This window comes from Natronomonas aquatica (genome assembly GCF_024449025.1).
In the GTDB taxonomy this organism is placed as follows: Archaea; Halobacteriota; Halobacteria; order Halobacteriales; family Haloarculaceae; genus Natronomonas; species Natronomonas aquatica.
Genome location: NZ_JAHLKM010000002.1, coordinates 72,933 through 88,703, shown reverse-complemented (window position 1 = coordinate 88,703; position 15,771 = coordinate 72,933). Strand labels below are relative to the sequence as shown.

The 15,771-nt window shown below is 62.9% G+C and carries 16 protein-coding genes and 1 pseudogene; 7 read left to right on the top strand and 10 right to left on the bottom strand.

All coding sequences use genetic code 11. The annotated features are described in order from the left end of the window. The first annotated feature begins 69 nt into the window (after positions 1–69). Together KM295_RS02340 and KM295_RS02335 are read left to right on the top strand one after the other, a co-directional pair. Positions 70–762 (top strand): V-type ATP synthase subunit D, encoded by a 693-nt coding sequence (locus tag KM295_RS02340; protein ID WP_256028258.1) that lies wholly within the window; start codon positions 70–72, stop codon positions 760–762. A 66-nt stretch (positions 763–828) separates the two neighbouring features. Beyond that, positions 829–1,212 carry an amino acid permease gene (locus tag KM295_RS02335; protein WP_256028257.1) on the top strand — a complete coding sequence of 128 codons (384 nt, stop codon included), beginning with the start codon at positions 829–831 and terminating at the stop codon, positions 1,210–1,212. A gap of 95 nt (positions 1,213–1,307) precedes the next feature. On the opposite strand, the gene KM295_RS02330 is transcribed toward KM295_RS02335, so the two are convergent. The 7 genes and pseudogenes from KM295_RS02330 to KM295_RS02300 all read right to left on the bottom strand — a co-directional run bounded on the left by KM295_RS02330 (position 1,308) and on the right by KM295_RS02300 (position 8,567). Then, the gene (locus tag KM295_RS02330; RefSeq protein ID WP_256028256.1) at positions 1,308–1,997 is read right to left on the bottom strand and encodes a TVP38/TMEM64 family protein; all 690 of its coding nucleotides are present in this window, start codon (positions 1,995–1,997) and stop codon (positions 1,308–1,310) included. Between the two features lie 95 nt (positions 1,998–2,092). Then, positions 2,093–3,476 (bottom strand): annotated as a pseudogene (locus tag KM295_RS02325) (RNA-guided endonuclease TnpB family protein). 1 nt (position 3,477) lies between these two features. After that, on the bottom strand, positions 3,478–3,870 hold the full coding sequence (gene tnpA / locus KM295_RS02320; protein WP_256028255.1) for an IS200/IS605 family transposase: 393 nt from the start codon (positions 3,868–3,870) through the stop codon (positions 3,478–3,480). 217 nt (positions 3,871–4,087) lie between these two features. Then, entirely contained in the window at positions 4,088–4,897 is an 810-nt protein-coding gene (locus tag KM295_RS02315) for a glycosyltransferase (RefSeq protein ID WP_256028254.1), read from the bottom strand. Positions 4,898–4,998: 101 nt separating this feature from the next. Then, entirely contained in the window at positions 4,999–5,994 is a 996-nt protein-coding gene (locus KM295_RS02310) for a lysylphosphatidylglycerol synthase transmembrane domain-containing protein (protein WP_256028253.1), read from the bottom strand. Positions 5,995–6,064: 70 nt separating this feature from the next. Further along, positions 6,065–7,396: a sulfatase gene (locus KM295_RS02305; RefSeq protein WP_256028252.1), complete on the bottom strand. Its 1,332-nt coding sequence runs from the start codon at positions 7,394–7,396 to the stop codon at positions 6,065–6,067. Between the two features lie 28 nt (positions 7,397–7,424). After that, positions 7,425–8,567 carry an alpha-1 4-glucan-protein synthase gene (locus KM295_RS02300; RefSeq protein WP_256028251.1) on the bottom strand — a complete coding sequence of 381 codons (1,143 nt, stop codon included), beginning with the start codon at positions 8,565–8,567 and terminating at the stop codon, positions 7,425–7,427. Positions 8,568–8,686: 119 nt separating this feature from the next. On the opposite strand from KM295_RS02300, the gene KM295_RS02295 reads away from it, so the two are divergent. Next, a complete protein-coding gene (locus KM295_RS02295; RefSeq protein ID WP_256028250.1) occupies positions 8,687–9,085 on the top strand; it encodes a DUF6276 family protein in 399 nt (132 codons plus the stop codon). Positions 9,086–9,155: 70 nt separating this feature from the next. Continuing rightward, complete coding sequence (locus KM295_RS02290) at positions 9,156–9,791, top strand: TMEM165/GDT1 family protein (protein WP_256028249.1); 636 nt, start codon at positions 9,156–9,158, stop codon at positions 9,789–9,791. A gap of 15 nt (positions 9,792–9,806) precedes the next feature. Here the strand turns inward: KM295_RS02290 and prf1 are convergent, their stop codons facing one another. Both prf1 and serA read right to left on the bottom strand, forming a co-directional pair. Further along, positions 9,807–11,048, bottom strand: coding sequence for a peptide chain release factor aRF-1 (gene prf1 / locus KM295_RS02285; protein ID WP_256028248.1), 1,242 nt, complete (start codon positions 11,046–11,048; stop codon positions 9,807–9,809). A 56-nt stretch (positions 11,049–11,104) separates the two neighbouring features. Next, a complete protein-coding gene (serA, locus tag KM295_RS02280; RefSeq protein WP_256028247.1) occupies positions 11,105–12,685 on the bottom strand; it encodes a phosphoglycerate dehydrogenase in 1,581 nt (526 codons plus the stop codon). 203 nt (positions 12,686–12,888) lie between these two features. Between serA and KM295_RS02275 the strand changes: the two genes are divergently transcribed. The 3 genes from KM295_RS02275 (at position 12,889) to KM295_RS02265 (ending at position 14,270) form a co-directional block, all read left to right on the top strand. Then, a complete protein-coding gene (locus KM295_RS02275) occupies positions 12,889–13,077 on the top strand; it encodes a hypothetical protein (protein WP_256028246.1) in 189 nt (62 codons plus the stop codon). A 199-nt stretch (positions 13,078–13,276) separates the two neighbouring features. Further along, positions 13,277–13,909: a phosphoserine phosphatase SerB gene (gene serB / locus KM295_RS02270; RefSeq protein WP_256028245.1), complete on the top strand. Its 633-nt coding sequence runs from the start codon at positions 13,277–13,279 to the stop codon at positions 13,907–13,909. Positions 13,910–14,000: 91 nt separating this feature from the next. Continuing rightward, complete coding sequence (locus KM295_RS02265) at positions 14,001–14,270, top strand: hypothetical protein (protein ID WP_256028244.1); 270 nt, start codon at positions 14,001–14,003, stop codon at positions 14,268–14,270. Between the two features lie 9 nt (positions 14,271–14,279). Here the strand turns inward: KM295_RS02265 and KM295_RS02260 are convergent, their stop codons facing one another. Further along, the gene (locus KM295_RS02260; RefSeq protein WP_256028243.1) at positions 14,280–15,590 is read right to left on the bottom strand and encodes an O-acetylhomoserine aminocarboxypropyltransferase/cysteine synthase family protein; all 1,311 of its coding nucleotides are present in this window, start codon (positions 15,588–15,590) and stop codon (positions 14,280–14,282) included. Between the last annotated feature and the right edge of the window lie 181 nt (positions 15,591–15,771).

Below are 15,771 nucleotides of genomic sequence, written 5' to 3'. Positions count from 1 at the left end.
CTCCGACGCGTCGCAGAAGCGGCTCGTTGGAAAACATTAACCCGGTCCGGATCGAATGCCCGAGCAAGAATGAGCAAGGACGTCAAACCGACGCGGAAGAACCTCATGGCGATCGAGGACCGCATCGAACTCTCCGAGCGGGGCCACGACACGCTCGAAAAGAAACGCGACGGCCTCATCATGGAGTTCATGGACATCCTCGATCAGGCCCAGGACGTCCGGTCGGATCTGGACGAAAACTACGAGCGCGCCCAGCAAAACATCAACATGGCCCGCGCCATGGAGGGTGACGTGGCGGTCCGCGGTGCCGCCGCGGCGCTGAAGGAACACCCGGAGATCACCACCCAATCGAAGAACATCATGGGGGTCGTCGTCCCGCAGATCGAATCGACCAAGGTGAGAAAGTCCCTCGACCAGCGGGGCTACGGGCTGATCGGTACCTCCGCACGCATCGACGAGGCCGCCGACGCCTACGAGGAACTCCTCGAGACGGTCATCCTCGCGGCCGAGGTCGAAACGGCGATGAAGAAGATGCTCAGCGAGATCGAAAAGACCAAACGCCGAGTCAACGCCCTCGAGTTCAAACTCCTCCCCGAGCTGCACGAGGCCCAGGAGTACATCGAACAGAAGCTCGAAGAGCAGGAACGCGAGGAAATATTCCGGATGAAGAAGATCAAAGCGAAGAAGGAAGAAGAAGAGAGCCAGGAACGAGCCGCCCGAGAGGAAGCCGAGACCGAAGAGCCGCTGCCGGCTGACGACTGAGACGATCAAGACACTGTCTATTTTGTACGTCGGTCTATGGCTTGGGCGTGCGACCGGTGTGGAACGATGCACACACAGAACCCTGCCGAATGTCGTAACTGTGGCCACAGGATCTTCAGCCCCGTCAGCGATGGTGAACTCAAACAGCGCACGTCACCTACTGAGTTGAACCGGCAGGCGGATATTGAAAACGATCAAGTGATGGGAACCGCCCCCGAGCCCGATTATCAGAGTTCACCCGATGTGACGGTGACCGGTGATGTGGCGGACGAGCCGACTGAACAGTCGGTACCCGATGACCAAACCAGTTCACTGGACCGATTTAATTCGGTTTATAATTGGATCCGGGCTACTCTGTTAGCGCCCCTTGTATTACTCCGGCAACACATCGTCCCGATACTGGCCTTTTTGATTGTCTTTGGGGGACTCGCCTATCTGTTGTTCTACTGAATACAGCAGGCGGGATGGCCCACTCCCGGAAAGTCAGTCACACCAAACCGTCTCTTTCGATATTTATAATACACCGGACGGCCCGGTCCCGCCGTTCACCAGCCCGACGCACTGATCTGTTCAAGGATTTCCTCACGGTAGTAGTACGTGACCACCGAGGCGGAGACGAGCGACGAAATCCAGAGGCTGGCCTCCAGGAACTGGCTGGCCGCGATCCCGTCGCCGGCAAGCACGGCGACGGCGGCGGCCGGAAGCCGACCGAGGAAGACGACGGCGACGAACACGGGCAGCCGGAAATGCGACAGGCCGGCCACGAAACTGATGACGTCCTCCGGTAGCACGGGGATCAACACGAACAGAAACAGGCCCGGTACCCCGGCTTGTTGGGTGAACGTGTCGAACTTCTCGAGGGCGTTCTCGTGGAGCAGCCGCTCGACGACCGGGCGGCCGTAGAGACGGGCGATGAGGAAGGCGATCGCGCTCCCGAGCGTGACCCCGACCATGGTGTAGGCAGTCCCGAAGAACGGTCCGAAGAGGATCCCGCCGACGACGGCCATCGCGTATCCGGGCAGCGCCATCACCACTACCTGTATCGTGTGGGCGACGATGTACACGATCGGCGCGATCAGGCCGAACTGCTCGACGACCACCCGAAGCTCATCGGGCTCGAAGACGAACGGTAGGTACGTCCGGATCGCCAGATACAGGCCGGCCAGCCCGAGCGTGAAGCCTGCGAGTCCGGCCAGTGCGATCCGTCGGTGTCGCGGGGAGGTAAACACCTGCACGCTTCACAACGGTCTACCGCTGTGGAGTACATAAATATACGGAGTGACATCCTCCGCGCCGTGAACGGTGCGGCTTCCCGGCATGGGAATACCAGCTACGTTTCGTTGTTGCTGGCAGAGGGTTCCGGCCCGTGGAGAGTCGAGAGGGTCATCTGCGAGGGTCTCTCGCTCGTCTCTCGGTGTCGTTCGAAAGACGCGTCGCGTCTTTCGTGATCACGAGACGGCTCCGCCGTCTCGAACGAGGTCGTGGCGCTGTCACAGGCGCTCCCATCCCGTGAGATGTCATCGCCCGCCGGTTTCAGCGGCAGGCTCTCACCCCACGGGTCGTGGCGGTCAGCGATGTTGACCGCCGTGGCCAGAAATCGCAGATTTCTGGCTGCCCGCCAGACGTAGTCTGGCGACCGCGTTGATGTCTGCGTGGTACTCCGACACCCAACACTCGTCGTTCGCACACCGGAACACGTCGCCGTTCCGGTGCCCGATGTGACCGCACTCGTGACACGTCTGGCTCGTGTACCCCGGTCGGACGTATCTAACCGGAATCCCCGCCTCTCGTGCTTTGTCCTCGATGCGCTGTTGAAGCCGAGCGAACGCCCATGCGTGGAGGCGTCGGTTCATCCACTCGCCGTAATCGAGGTCTTCGCGGATGTCCGAGAGGTCTTCCAGCACGAGGACTGGCTTCTCGAATCGACAGGCGTACTCGACGGCACGTCGAGACGCCTTCTCGATGATGTCTGTGAGTGCGTTCTGATAGTGGTCGAATCGCTCGTCTATCCGCCACTGGGCGGCGTCACGCTCTTGGAGGCGCTTGAGTGTCGTGAACATCTCTTTGCGGAGGTGGCGAGCGCGGCCTCCGTTGATAAGCAGTGGGTCGGTCGGAGTGCCCTGCTCGCAGGCACAGCCCGCGAGCAGGTGCGCTTCGCCAATATCGAAGCCGACTGGCGTTACATCGTCGTCTGTCGGTTCGTAGTCTGGTTCTTTGACCGGGAATTCGACGGTGACGTGGAGTGTCCACGACGCGCGGTGGCGTTGCAGTCGGAGTTGTCCCGCCGAAGCGTCCCCATATACGAGGTCGTGCCACAGACCGTCTTGTTCGGGATTGATACGAAGCGGTATCCAGAAATTCGTCCCGCGACCGGGTTGTGGTGCCCACCACGTAAACTCGTAGTCACGCGCCGCCGAGTGGTCGAACTCGGCGGCTTGGTTGGTGAGCCGAACCGGGTGGTTGTCGTCTAGCTCCTGTGCGTCGTAGGTGTCGTGAAGTTGCGGGACGTAGTTGCACAGGGCTGCTTTCACCTGATACGGGAGGTCATAAGTCGTCACCACGTCGCTGGTTGCGCTCATCGTGCCACACTCGGCGTCGAAGGCCTCGTGCAGCCCCTCCCGGTAGGTGTCGAGCAGGTCACACAGTTTCCGCTCTTTGTGTGCTGTCGGCGGGGCGAGCGTAGCTTCCAGCGTTTTCGTGGTTGTCGCGGTCATGCTACTGGTCGTCCACGTAGTCCATCAGCACGTCAATGCTCACTTGGCCGGTCGTGGCGAGGAAGTATCCCGGTTGCCAGAACGCATCTTCGAGCGTCTGAGTCACTTCGGGAAACTCCGACCGAATCCGTCGAGACGTGACACCTTTGAGTGAGTTGATGAACTTCGTGAGGTCTGTGGTTGGTTTGGTCTGAAACAGGATATGAACGTGGTCGGTGCCGCCGTCCACGTTCTTGATGTCAGCCTCAAAGCCATCTGCAATATCGTGGGCGATTTCAGCGACACGCTCAAGCCGCTCTTCGGTAAGAATATCGGCACGGTACTTCGTGACGGTCACAAAGTGATACTGGAGCGCGTACACTGTATGCGATCCGGTTTGCAGATGATACTTCATTTGGCCTTAGCAGATATAGACAATCCAAGTCAGATAATTCTTGTGACGTGAGGTATTCAGTAGGGAGAAACCGAGTGGTTCGTTGCACAGAGCTTACGCGATTCACGCCCGCCCTGTTCGCTCCTCGGTTCCGACTGAGCGTCGGAACACTCGTCACTCACGGGAAGGGCTGGATTCTCTCGCTGAATCAAGATAGTACGGCCGTACGGTCACACTCTCAGGGGACCTGCCGCCGGCTGTGAACCGCCTCGACGAACCGCTCGCCGAGATAAAAGAGCTTGTTGACCGGGCTCGCGATCCGGGTGAAGTAGCTGGTCGGTCCCATCTCCCGTTCGATCTTCGCGGCGATCCACCACCGCCGGGGCGAGGTCGCCGATGTCGAGGGGACGGTGCTGTAGACGCAGGTGTCGTGACAGAACGCGACCCCGCCCCGCTCCTGTAGCTTGGAGACGAGGATTCCGTCTTCGAGGCAGTCGATCTCGGAGGCCTGGATGTCCTCCTCCGATTCCATCCGGTAGCCCTCGACCGCGTAGAAATCGCTCGCTCTGAACGCCATCCCGCGACCCTTCGGCAGCTCCTCGGCGTTCTGTACGAGCGTAAATACGCGCTTCAAAAACGGTTTCTCGGCCGGATCGTGCGGTTTGACCGGCCCGCCGAACACGGTGTGGGACTCGTCTTCGAGCCGCGAGACGGCCCGCTCGACGAACGTCTCCTCGAGAGCCGAATCGCCCTCGAGTCTGAGAACAACCCCGTCGTTTCCGTTCCCTTCTTCCGAAAGGTGTTCGGCGGCCTTCTCGGCGCCGAACTGCGAGGAGTACCGGACGCCAGCCCCCTCGATCACGTGCAGGTCGATCTCGAAGTCGGTTTCGGTGGCGATCGCCTCGACTTCCTCGTGTGTCGTATCGGTACTGCCGCCGTCGACCACGACCAGCTTCGAGATCGGGTGTGTCTGTCGTTGCAGCGACGAGATCGCCCGGCCGATACGTTCCGCTTCGTTCAAAACAGGCATGAACGCGGCGATCATCATAGGAGTTATCCTTTGCCTATCAGGGGTGGGTATTAAAAGTGAATATTCGGGATTGTGAGGGTTCCTCCCGGCGTGGCGTCCTGGAACGGGCCTTCGGCGCTCTATTTCAATCCCCTGATGCCGGCGAGGCTGACGTACCCGAAGACGACGCCGGGGAGATACGTGCCGACCCGATAGAGGACCGCGACGGTCGTCGCGGTCGCGCCGGATACCGGAAAGAACACGACGATCAGCCCCGCGAACCCGGCTTCGAACGTCCCCACGCTCCCCGGGGTCGGCGAGAACGTCAGGAACGCCGAGAGCGCTACCACAAGCAGAATCGTATGTAGCATCGGTTCGACGCCGACGGAAAGCAAAACGAAATACACCGCGCCGATGTGTCCCAGAACGGCGATGTGGGAGAACAGAAGCGTCGGGGCGACCTCCCGGGGATTGTCACCGACACTACGCATCCGAGAGAGGGTCTGTCCGACCTTTTTTTTGCCCGAATCGACGTACGGCTGGAACCGGCCGAAGTCGACGTTCAAACCGAGTCGGCTGCCGACGTACCCCGAGAGATCCTGCATCCCGCCGAACCAGAGGAGATAGACCGTCGCCACCGAGAGGACCACCAGCACGGCCACCCCCGGGACGATGTCGGCGACGACGCTCTGTATGGTGCCGAACACCGCCAGATACAGCACGGCGACCGTGCCGAACGTGACGAACGGAAACGCGTTGGAGAGATCGGCCGAGGAGACGCTCGATAGCGCCTGCGGGAACGTCGCGTCGGTCTTCCGTGTGATCAGGTGCGCCACGAACGGTTCGCCGCCGAACCGCCCCAGCGGCGTCACGGAGTTCAGAAACGTCCCGGCGAGCAACAGGCTGAGCGAGTCCCGAAACCGGATCGGGATATCGAGCAACCGAAAGAACCGGTGCCAGACGACGCCCCACATGAACAGCGTGAAACAGCCACACGCGATCGCCAGCGCCACGTATCCGGGATCGGAGCCGAAGAGGACGTCAACGAACTCCCTGTAATCCGATAAGTACACGAGGCCGGCGAGTATCCCGGTCGAGAGCAGAAACCACAGTATACGGTTGGTTCGTTCGTTCATCGTTCAGTCCCGCTGCATGGTCCCACCCGTCCCGTCCGGCGGTGTGGATGTATCATTCGTCAGTCATTTTCTATCGGTAACCGAGTTCCTCGAGTCGTCGCTCGATCGCTTCGTTCTCCTCGATCGTCGATCGCGATGTTTGGCTCTCCTCGGCGTCGTCCAGTTCGTCGAGCAACCGCCGGTGTTCTCCCTCGACGCGGCGCTCCGTCCCCGTCTCGAGGTCGGTCCGCGTGTAGGAGACTGTCCCGTCCTCCCGTTCGCTCTTGACGAACTTCTCGTCCCCGGTGCGGTAGTAGCGGTACTTGCGGTAGTAGTGGTCCATCCGGTCCTCGTCGATGTAGCGTTTGAACACCTCCGGGAACTCGTAGCCGCCCAGGGCCGTGTCCGTCCCGAGCCCCTCGTAGCTATCGATGCCTGCGACCCGGGGGAGGAGCCGGTACAGTTCCCTGAGCTCCACCAGCCGATCGTCCCGACGCGGGGATTCGTCCGGGTGTCGAACGAGGAGCGGCACCGAGACCACCTCCTCGCGGACCGTGAACTGGTGGCCGAAAAAATCGCCCTCCCCGAGCGCCTGGCCGTGATCCCCCGCCACGACGAGGACCGTCTCGTCGAGACCGTGTGTCGACAGCGCCCGATCGAGCCGGCCGATCAGGTCGTCGGTGTAATCGGCCGAGGCCCGATACGCCGCCCGCAGTTCGCTGTAATCGGTCTCGCCGACGAAGAACGCCTCGTTGTCGTCCGGGACGGCGCTCAGGTCCCGAACGCCGTGCCGATCGAGATACTCCTGTGGCGGGTCGTACGGCTCGTGGGGTTCCATCAGGTTGACGAACAAGAAGAACGGATCCCGATCCCCGGCGTGTGCCCCCAGAAAGTCGATCGCGGCGTCGATCGTCTCCGCGGACCGACACGCCGTATCGATATCGGCCGCGTCGAACATCCGGTTTAGCGGCTCGACGATCGGCCGCCGGATCCTCTCGTCCATCCGCTCGAGGAACTTGGACGCGCTCCGGTAGAGCTTCTCGAACGGTGTCAGCCCCCCCAGACCGAGGAAGTTCTCTACTGTCCCGAAGCCGTCGGTCATCCCCTTGTGCGGTGTCACCCAGATGTTGGGGGTGACGGCAGCCGTCGTGTAGCCTTCCCGCTCGAACTTCTCGGCCAGCGTCGGTCCGTCCGTCTCCAGGTGGGCGTTCTGGTTGGTCGCCCCGTGTTCCCACGGATACGTCCCGGTGAACACCGAGGCATGCGACGGGAGTGTCCACGGTGCCTGTGCGACTGCGTCCTCGTATACGATCGATTCCTCGGCGATGCGGTCGATGTGTTCGGTGAAGTCCACCGCTTCGTTGTAGGCCCCCAGGTGATCACGCCGCATGGAATCGAGCACGACAAAGACCGTGTTCCGCATTTGAGTTCACATGACGCCGTACGACCCATTACTTTTCTGATTGTAACTCGTTGAGAACAACGAGCCACCGCTCCATCTTCTCGACGGCGAATTCGATGAACTCCGCGTTGTCGTACTCGGAGAAATCGTACGCCTCGACCGCGCTGATCATCTCCTCGTAGGCGTCGGCGTAGTCGTCTGCCTCGTCGGGGGCGGCGGCAAGTGCCTCCCAGAAGTGTTCGTTCAACTCCAGGGCGGGGGCCTCGTTCGTCAGATCGCTGAACGTGCTCCGTTCGGCCTTGTTGTGTTCACACAGCGGGAACCCGTTGATGAGGCTTTTATCGAGCATGTCGGCTGCTTTTTTGAGCGTCAGCCCCGACCAGATGTCGTCGAACCGGCCGATCCCCCACTCGTTGTCGTCCATCGGGAACTGATAGAACGCAGGGACGATCTCGCGTTTGAACGCCAGGTTCATCGAACAGACCGTAAGGAAGTTGCCCTCGGCGGCCGCAAAACTGTGGGTGAAATCCTCTTTTTTCGTCAACGTCTGTGCCTGTCCCTTGAGGTCGCCGTCCATCAGGATCCGGACCGCATCGAGGTCGGGGATGTTCGTCCACAGCCCCTGGGAGGCGACGATCTCGTCGGTCTCTTTGGTTTCCGTCTCGATGGTCTCGTCCATCGCCGAGTACGGGTAGCCGCGTGGATACAGCCCGTGTTCGTCGGCGTTCTGATACAGCACGTTCACCCACCGTTCGTCGGAGGAGACGTGTTCGACCGTCCGCCGGGTTCCCAGTTGGTCGAGGTGTGTCCCGAAGAAATCGAAGTCGGGATGTGGCGCCGTATCGTCGTCGAGGAAGACGCCGTACTCGAACCCCGGGCGGTCCCACAGGTAGAGCAGCCCGAAACTGGTCTCGGCGTGGGAGGCGGACGGGACGACGTCCGAGTACGCGCCGACGCCGCGTTCCTCGTACCAGGCGTCCCGTTCTTTCCCCCCGAACACCGCGCCCTCGACTCCCAGCCGATCGAGCAGCGCCCGCATCCCGTCGGTATCACAGAAGTCCTCCGTCACCATCAACACGAACAGTCGGTCGGTATCGAACCCGTTCTCCTCGGCGTTTCGAACGTACGCCTCGATGAATCCGGGATTGCGAACGGTCGGGGTGATCACACATACGCCTGGGGCTGCCGTCATCTCTCGGGTGCGGATATCCCCAGTAGACGCTAATAAGTTACCGTTCGGGCACGGGACGGGGACTGCTATCTCTCGTCGGGAACGGACGGTTTGATGTCCGTCGGATCGGTAACGACGGCATGGAGTGTCCGAACTGCGGTGCCCGACCTGTCGTCTTCGACGTGCCGGCGACGTACCGAACCCACCTCCCCGAGGCGTCCGATCGGGCCGCGCTCTGTCCGGAGTGTCTCACGCTGACGGCCCCCGGGGACGGCACCGCCGATCCGGATCCGCGGTTCGATCGGATCTCGAGTGCGTTCCCGACCGACGAGGCGGCGGTCCCGCTCGCGATCGCGATCGGGCTGTTGGACTCGCTCGCGCTCAATCGGAACGCCCTGGAAGCGCTGATACCGGCGGCCGAGGCCGCGGGCGCCGATCCGCTGTTGCTTCTCGATCGGCTCAACGTTCAGGGCGGCGTCGATCCCGACTTCGACATCGACCGGCGGCGCCACCAGCTCGAACAGCTTCTGGAGGAGTGATCCGGCCGACGACGCCGCAGAGCTGTCGGGAATCCGCACCCTTTAGGCTCCCGAGAGTAACCCCGATACAATGTGGGTCGAGGTGTTCGTGACCGCGTTCACGCTGCAGTTGCTCGCCCTTCCCGGCGAGAAGGGCCAGCTGGTGATCGCGGGGCTCGCGACGACCTACAACCCCTACCTCGTCGTCGCCGGCGCCGCGACGGCCTTCGGCGGCTGGACCGTCCTCGAGATCCTGCTCGGGGAGGCCCTCAGGGGGGCGCTCCCGGTCGCCTATCTCGACGCCGCGACGGCCGGGCTGTTCGTGCTGTTCGCGGTCTGGATCCTCTATGACGGGTCCGCGATGGACGGTACGTCGGCGGAGCCGAACCCGGGGGAAGCCGCAACGACCGACGGCGGGACCTCCCCCGTCTCGAACTGGGAAGGGTATCTCTCGTCGTTTTCCGCGATGGCTGTCGCCGAGTTCGGCGACAAGACACAGCTTATCACGATCAGTCTCGCGGCCACCTACGGCGCCAACCCGGCGATCTGGGTCGGCGAGATGGCCGCGATCGTTCCGGTAAGCACACTCACCGCCGTGACTTTCGCGCGGACGACGCAGTATCTGAACATGACGCTGATCAGACGCGTGGCGGCGGCGATGTTCCTCGTATTCGCCGGCGATATTGCCTCGACGTATCTGCTCGGGATATCGGTGCTGCCGTTTTGAACGCGAAACGCCGCCCTAGACGCCCGTCGAGTACCGGAGAATGCCGGCGATCCCGCCGAATGCCGAAAGCAACTGGTCGCCCTTCTCGAAGTCCGTCGAGATGAACTTCACCTCGGAGCCGCGCTGTTCGGCCAGCTCGATGAGGTGATCGATCGCGTCCTCGCGTTCGACGACCTCGCCCTCGCCCCCGTTCTCGCAGGTATGTGCCGGCGTGTCGGCCCGCCGGTCGACGAGTTCGAACTCCTCGCGGGATCCACAATCGTAGGTGACGACGTCCTTCCGGAGGTCCTCGCTTATCAACAGACGATCGACCGATCCCATCATGAGGTTCTGGCGGGTGGCGTCGAACCCGTAGGTCGCCTTCCCGCCGTCGTGGAGCTGTTCGAAGAACTCCTCCATCTCGGATTTGTCCTTCATTACCTCCGTCTCGGCCAGCACGTCCTCTGCGGCGTCGACCAGATCGTAGAGACCGGATTCGTCGGTGTAGGAGACGTCGAACTTCCCGAGTACCATGTCCTGGAGTTCGTGGTGGAGATAGTCTCCGTCGACGAATTCGTCTTTGGTCGGGGAGGGCCCGCCGATCAAGATGCCGTCCATCTCGTGGCGCTTCGGGACGAAGAGATCGTTCGCCATCCCCGCGACCTCCTGATAGAAGTTGTCGATCGCCTCGAGCCGGAGCCGGGCGAACCGCTGGGCTGACTGGCCGCCCTTCCGCTGTTTGCCGGGGACCAGAGAGGAGGCCGATTTGACCGGTTCGACGCGTTTGCCCTTCAGCCACCCGACGTTGGCCTCCCGGCGGTCGAGGACGACGAGGCCGTACAGCCCCTTGTCGCCGAGCATCTCCTGGAGCGGTTCGGTCAGAAAGTGCGAATCGCAGTGGTACCGGAACGATTCGATCGGGTCCGGCGGCGACTCGAGCACTTCGGTGACCATGTCGGTCTGGCCGCCGCCGGCGTCGACCGCCCCCGAAAAGAGTACCATCCCGTTTTCAGGGGGGAAAGTGTCGTAGTATTTCAGCCGGTCCTTGATGCTTTTGAGGGCGTCCTGGACCGCCGTTCGGGTCTGCTTCGATTTGATGTTCGACGCTTCGCTGTGTTCCTGGGTGACGTGGGCGACCACGTCGCTGACCTGTCTGTCCTCCGGAATGTAGATCGACACGAGCTGGGTACCCGACCCCGAGTAGTCGTCGAGTTCCTCGATCACTTTCTGGAACTCGTATCTCTGTTTGTCGGACTGCTCGCCGTCGTCGTCGCTCATTAGTGGGTTTTGATTACGGGGCGGTAAAACTCCGTCCTTTGTGTGTCGGCGCTGGATCAACCGTTGAGGCTGATGTACTTCGTCTCGATGATACGCGGGTCGGATTCAAGCTCCTCGCGTGCGCCCCGGGGGACCTCCTGATCGACGTTGTACACTGTCAGGGCCTCGCCGCCGTCGGTCTCTCTGGCGTTGAACATCCCGGCGATGTTCACGTCGTATTTCCCCATGACGGTACCGATGTGGCCGATGACACCGGGCTCGTCGGTGTTGCGCGTGACCATCATCTTCCCGCCGGGGATCGCGTCGACGCGGTAGCCGTCGACGCGGACGATCCGGGCGTCGTCGTCGGCAAAGAGCGTCCCGCAGACGCCGATCGCCTCCTCGCCGTCGCTCACGGTGACGGTGACGAGCGACTGGAAGTCCTCGGCCTGTCGCCGCTTGGTTTCCGAGACCCCGATCCCACGTTGCTCGGCGATTCGGGGCGCGTTGACGGCGTTGACCTGCCACTCGAGCGGCTGGAAGACGCCTTTCAGTGCGGAGGCGGTGACGATCTCGACGTCCTCCTCGGCGATATCACCCTCGTAGCTGATCTCGACGGACTCGACGCGGCTGTCGAGCAACTGGACGGCGATCTTGCCGGCCGTCTCCGCGAGTTCGATGTACGGCTCGACCCGGGGGAACGCCGACTCGTCGATCGAGGGGGCGTTCAGCGCGTTCATCACCGGCTCGCCCTCGAAGGCGGCGACGACCTGTTCGGCCGTCGAGACGGCGACGTTCTCCTGTGCGGCCTCGGTCGAGGCTCCCAGATGCGGCGTGACAGTGACGTCCTCGACGTCCAAAAGCGGACTGTCGGCCGAAAGCGGTTCCTCGGCGAAGACGTCCAGCGCGGCCCCGGCAACGATCCCGTCCTCGACGGCCGCCGCCAGCGCCGGTTCGTCGACGATACCGCCGCGGGCGCAGTTGACGACGTAGCCGCCTTCCATCTCGGCCAACTCCGCCTCACCGATCATGTCCTCGGTCTCGGGTGTCAGCGGCGTGTGGATCGTCAGCACGTCTGCACGTCCGAGTACTGTCTCGAGATCGGCCAGTTCTGCGCCGATCTGCTCGGCGCGCTCCTCGGAGATGTAGGGATCGAACGCGACGAGATCCATCCCGAGCGAGTCGAGCTTCTTGGCGACTTCCTGGCCGACACGACCCAGCCCGACGATCCCGAGCGTCTTGCCGTTGAGTTCAGTGCCGAGGTACTCGCCTTTCGCCCACTCGCCGGTCTTGAGCCTGGCGTGGGCCTGCGGGATGGACCGGGCGGCGGCGAAGGCCATCGCGACGGTGTGTTCGGCGGCCGCTCTGACGTTGCCTTCCGGGGCGTTGGCGACGATGACGCCCTGGTCGGTCGCCGCGTCGATGTCGATGTTGTCGACGCCGATCCCGGCTCGACCGACGATGACGAGTTCCGATGCGGCTTCTAGGACCTCCTTCGTGACGTCGGTTCCGGACCGGACGATGAGCGCGTTCGCGTCGGCGACCGCATTCAGAAGATCGCTGCCCTCCGATTCGTAGTCGGTAACGACCTCGTGGCCCGCATCCCGGATAACGTCGAGGCCGGCATCCGAGATCGGATCCGTAACGAGTACCTTCATGCGTTTATCCTCCCCTCCGGGAGGGATAACCCTTTCTTCATCGGCTCGGACGCCAGCGGGGAGCCCCGAGTGTCCATCCGGATCAGTATATAAAACCTCCCGAAACCGTATTTAAACAACCGGGTGTCTGGAGTCTGACGTTCGCTCCGTGACTACCCGGTCACAGTGACAGACGCTTTCGGGACGCCGGCACTGCTCCGACTATGGCTCTCAATCCCGGACTCACGGTTGCGGGGAGCGTCGGTATCCTGGTTTTGACCCCCGCGAGCGCCTTCTTTTCCAGCAGCGAACTCGCGATCTTCTCGCCCGCGCGACACCGGGTCGGCGCCCTTGCCGCGGAGGGCACCCGGGCCGGCACCGCGCTCGGTGCGCTCCCCGCCGACTGCTGGTGACGGTTCCCGTCGGTAACAACGTCGCAAACTCGCCGTGGCGAGTCTCGCGACCCCCTTCCGGTGCAGGTCCTCCCGGCCGGACAGGCGGTCTCCGGGGCGACGGTGACCGTCCTCGACGCCACGAGCACGCGGATCCGACGGGTGCGGATCGAACGGACCGAACCGGACGATTTGTGACCCCTCGCCGCCGATGGTCGGTATGCTCATCGCGTTCGACTTCGACGGGACGCTCTCGGATTCGGAGATGACGGTACTGCTCGGCGAGGAAGCCGGGGTCGCCGGAGAGATCGACGAGATTACCGAACGGGCGATGAACGACGAACTCTCCTACGCCGAGAGCCTCTATGCCCGCGCCGAACTGCTCGACGGCCTCGCCGCCGACCGCGTCGAGGCCGCTTTCGACCGTGTCGCGTTGCGCCCCGGCAGCGCCGACGTCATCGACGCGCTCGCCTCGGCGGGCCACCACGTCGCGATCCTCACCGGCGGTTTCGAACGCGGCGTCGAGAAAGCCCTCTCTGTGGAGGGTGTCTCCGTCGATACGATCGTCGCCAACCGGCTGCCGATCCGGAACCGAAAGCTCACCGGCCACGCCGAGGGGCCGCTCATCGAGGGAACGAAAGACGACGCGCTCGAGGAACTGGCAAGCGAGGTCGGCGTCGGGATGGACGACACCGTCGCTGTCGGCGACGGCGCGAACGACCTGCCAATGCTCGAAGTCGCCGGGTTGGCCGTCGGCTACGAGCCGAAACCGGCGGTCGAGCCGCACTGTGACGTCGTCGTTTCCTCGATGGCCGAACTGCGCGAACTGTTCGAACGGCGGAACGTCCTATAACGCTCGGTGAGCAGTAACCGCCGTGTCGTCCGCTGGCGTCGCCGGACGGTCCGTATATAGCTTTATTTCGCCCTGATGCGTAGCGTGACGCATGGGATTACGCGGAATTCTGTTCTGGCCGATCTATCGGCTGGCCGACTGGGTCGACGACAATCCGGTGAGCGCCGTCGGCGCGCTGCTCGCGCTCGGCGCACTCGCGGCGCTTCTCGCTTCGGCCCTCATCGGGACGGGAACCGGGGCCGGCGGTCCGCCCCTCGATTCGAGTACCGCCGGCCTCCTCGCCGAGACCGCCATCGAACGCCCGGCGTATCCCGTGGCTGCCCTCGTCGGGTTTGCCGTCGTCCTATTTTATAAAGGGTAGCGGGAGTCCTCAGTTCGTCGCCGTCTCGATGGCCCCATCGAGGTCCTCGATGATCGCGTCGACAGCCTCCAGCCCGACCGACAGACGAATGAGATCGTCGGTGACCCCGCTTGCCTGCTGTTCTTTTTCGGTGAGCTGCTGGTGGGTCGTCGAGGCCGGGTGGATGATGAGCGTCTTCGCGTCGCCGACGTTCGCGAGCAGGCTGGCGAGTTCGACTTCGTTACACAGCTGCCGGCCGGCCTCGTACCCGTCGGCGAGCCCGAAGGTGATCATGCCGCCGTAGCCACCGTCGAGGTATTCACTCGCGTTGTCGTGGGTTTCATGCGACTCCAGCCCCGGATAGTTGACCCACGACACCTCGGGATGATCTTCCAGGTACTCGGCGACGGCCATCGCGTTTTCGCTGTGCCGTTCCATCCGTAGCGGGAGCGTCTCGACTTTCTGGAGTGTCACCCACGCGTCGAAGGGGGCCTGATGGTTCCCCAGATCGCGGAGTCCCCGGGCGCGAGCGGCGTACGTGAACGCGGCCTCTCCGAACCGCTCGGCGAAACTGACGCCGTGGTACGCCGGGTTTTCTTCGCTGATCTCCGGGAAGTCCCACTCGCCCCACGGGGAGTTTCCGGAATCGACGAGTACCCCGCCGATGGTGGAGCCGCTCCCGTGGATCCACTTGGTGGTGGAGTGCCAGATCAGATCCGCGCCGTACTCGAAGGGCTTGCAGAGATACGGTGTCGCGAAGGTGTTGTCGACGAACAGCGGGATATCGTTGTCGTGGGCGATGTCCGCGAGTCGTTCGAGATCCGGCGTCACGAGCGCCGGGTTGCCGATCGTTTCGACGTGGAGGAGGGCCGTATCCTCGTCGATCGCTTCCTCGTAGGCCTCGTAATCGAGCGTGTCGACGAACTTCGTCGAGACGCCGCGACGCTCGACGGTGTGGGTGAGATACGTGTAAGTGCCGCCGTACAGCGCCGAGGAGCTCACGATGTTATCGCCGTCTTCCGCCAGCAGGAAGATCGCCAGATCGAGCGCCGCCATGCCGCTCGACGTCGTGATCGCCCCGATCCCGCCTTCGAGCGTCGCCAGACGGTTCTCGAGGGTCATCGTCGTCGGGTTCTGAATCCGACTGTAGATGTTCTTGCCCGCGTAGGCCGCGGCGTACGCTGCCGGGTCGTCTTCGAGCGCGAACATCTCCGCCGCGTGTTCGTCGTCGTCGAAGACGTACGACGTCGTCTGGTAGATCGGCGGCGCGCGTGACCCGGTCGCCGGATCCGGCTCCTGTCCCGCATGGATGCTGTCTGTGTAAATTCTGTCGTCGGACATGTTACGGGCCTATCCGCGTCTGGAGAGGTGTTAAGACCACCCATTAGCGGTATCAGTCGCCGCTGTCGGTGACGCCGCTGTTCTCGGGAGCGACGGGTTCGCGACGTACGTTCGTTCGAGCTAGCGAGTGCTCACGGCTCACAGACGTTCGCCGTTCGCGTTCGAGATCGTTCGCTGACGC

What these genes read in the sequence shown, in the direction of transcription:
- KM295_RS02300 (WP_256028251.1), bottom strand. Translation starts at nt 8,567, where the DNA reads ATGACGGCAGCCCCAGGCGTATGTGTGATCACCCCGACCGTTCGCAAT.
- KM295_RS02260 (WP_256028243.1), bottom strand. Translation starts at nt 15,590, where the DNA reads ATGTCCGACGACAGAATTTACACAGACAGCATCCATGCGGGACAGGAG.
- KM295_RS02305 (WP_256028252.1), bottom strand. Translation starts at nt 7,396, where the DNA reads ATGCGGAACACGGTCTTTGTCGTGCTCGATTCCATGCGGCGTGATCAC.
- KM295_RS02265 (WP_256028244.1), top strand. Translation starts at nt 14,001, where the DNA reads ATGGGATTACGCGGAATTCTGTTCTGGCCGATCTATCGGCTGGCCGAC.
- KM295_RS02295 (WP_256028250.1), top strand. Translation starts at nt 8,687, where the DNA reads ATGGAGTGTCCGAACTGCGGTGCCCGACCTGTCGTCTTCGACGTGCCG.
- KM295_RS02335 (WP_256028257.1), top strand. Translation starts at nt 829, where the DNA reads ATGCACACACAGAACCCTGCCGAATGTCGTAACTGTGGCCACAGGATC.
- prf1 (WP_256028248.1), bottom strand. Translation starts at nt 11,048, where the DNA reads ATGAGCGACGACGACGGCGAGCAGTCCGACAAACAGAGATACGAGTTC.
- KM295_RS02310 (WP_256028253.1), bottom strand. Translation starts at nt 5,994, where the DNA reads ATGAACGAACGAACCAACCGTATACTGTGGTTTCTGCTCTCGACCGGG.
- KM295_RS02315 (WP_256028254.1), bottom strand. Translation starts at nt 4,897, where the DNA reads ATGATGATCGCCGCGTTCATGCCTGTTTTGAACGAAGCGGAACGTATC.
- tnpA (WP_256028255.1), bottom strand. Translation starts at nt 3,870, where the DNA reads ATGAAGTATCATCTGCAAACCGGATCGCATACAGTGTACGCGCTCCAG.
- serA (WP_256028247.1), bottom strand. Translation starts at nt 12,685, where the DNA reads ATGAAGGTACTCGTTACGGATCCGATCTCGGATGCCGGCCTCGACGTT.
- KM295_RS02275 (WP_256028246.1), top strand. Translation starts at nt 12,889, where the DNA reads ATGGCTCTCAATCCCGGACTCACGGTTGCGGGGAGCGTCGGTATCCTG.
- serB (WP_256028245.1), top strand. Translation starts at nt 13,277, where the DNA reads ATGCTCATCGCGTTCGACTTCGACGGGACGCTCTCGGATTCGGAGATG.
- KM295_RS02290 (WP_256028249.1), top strand. Translation starts at nt 9,156, where the DNA reads ATGTGGGTCGAGGTGTTCGTGACCGCGTTCACGCTGCAGTTGCTCGCC.
- KM295_RS02340 (WP_256028258.1), top strand. Translation starts at nt 70, where the DNA reads ATGAGCAAGGACGTCAAACCGACGCGGAAGAACCTCATGGCGATCGAG.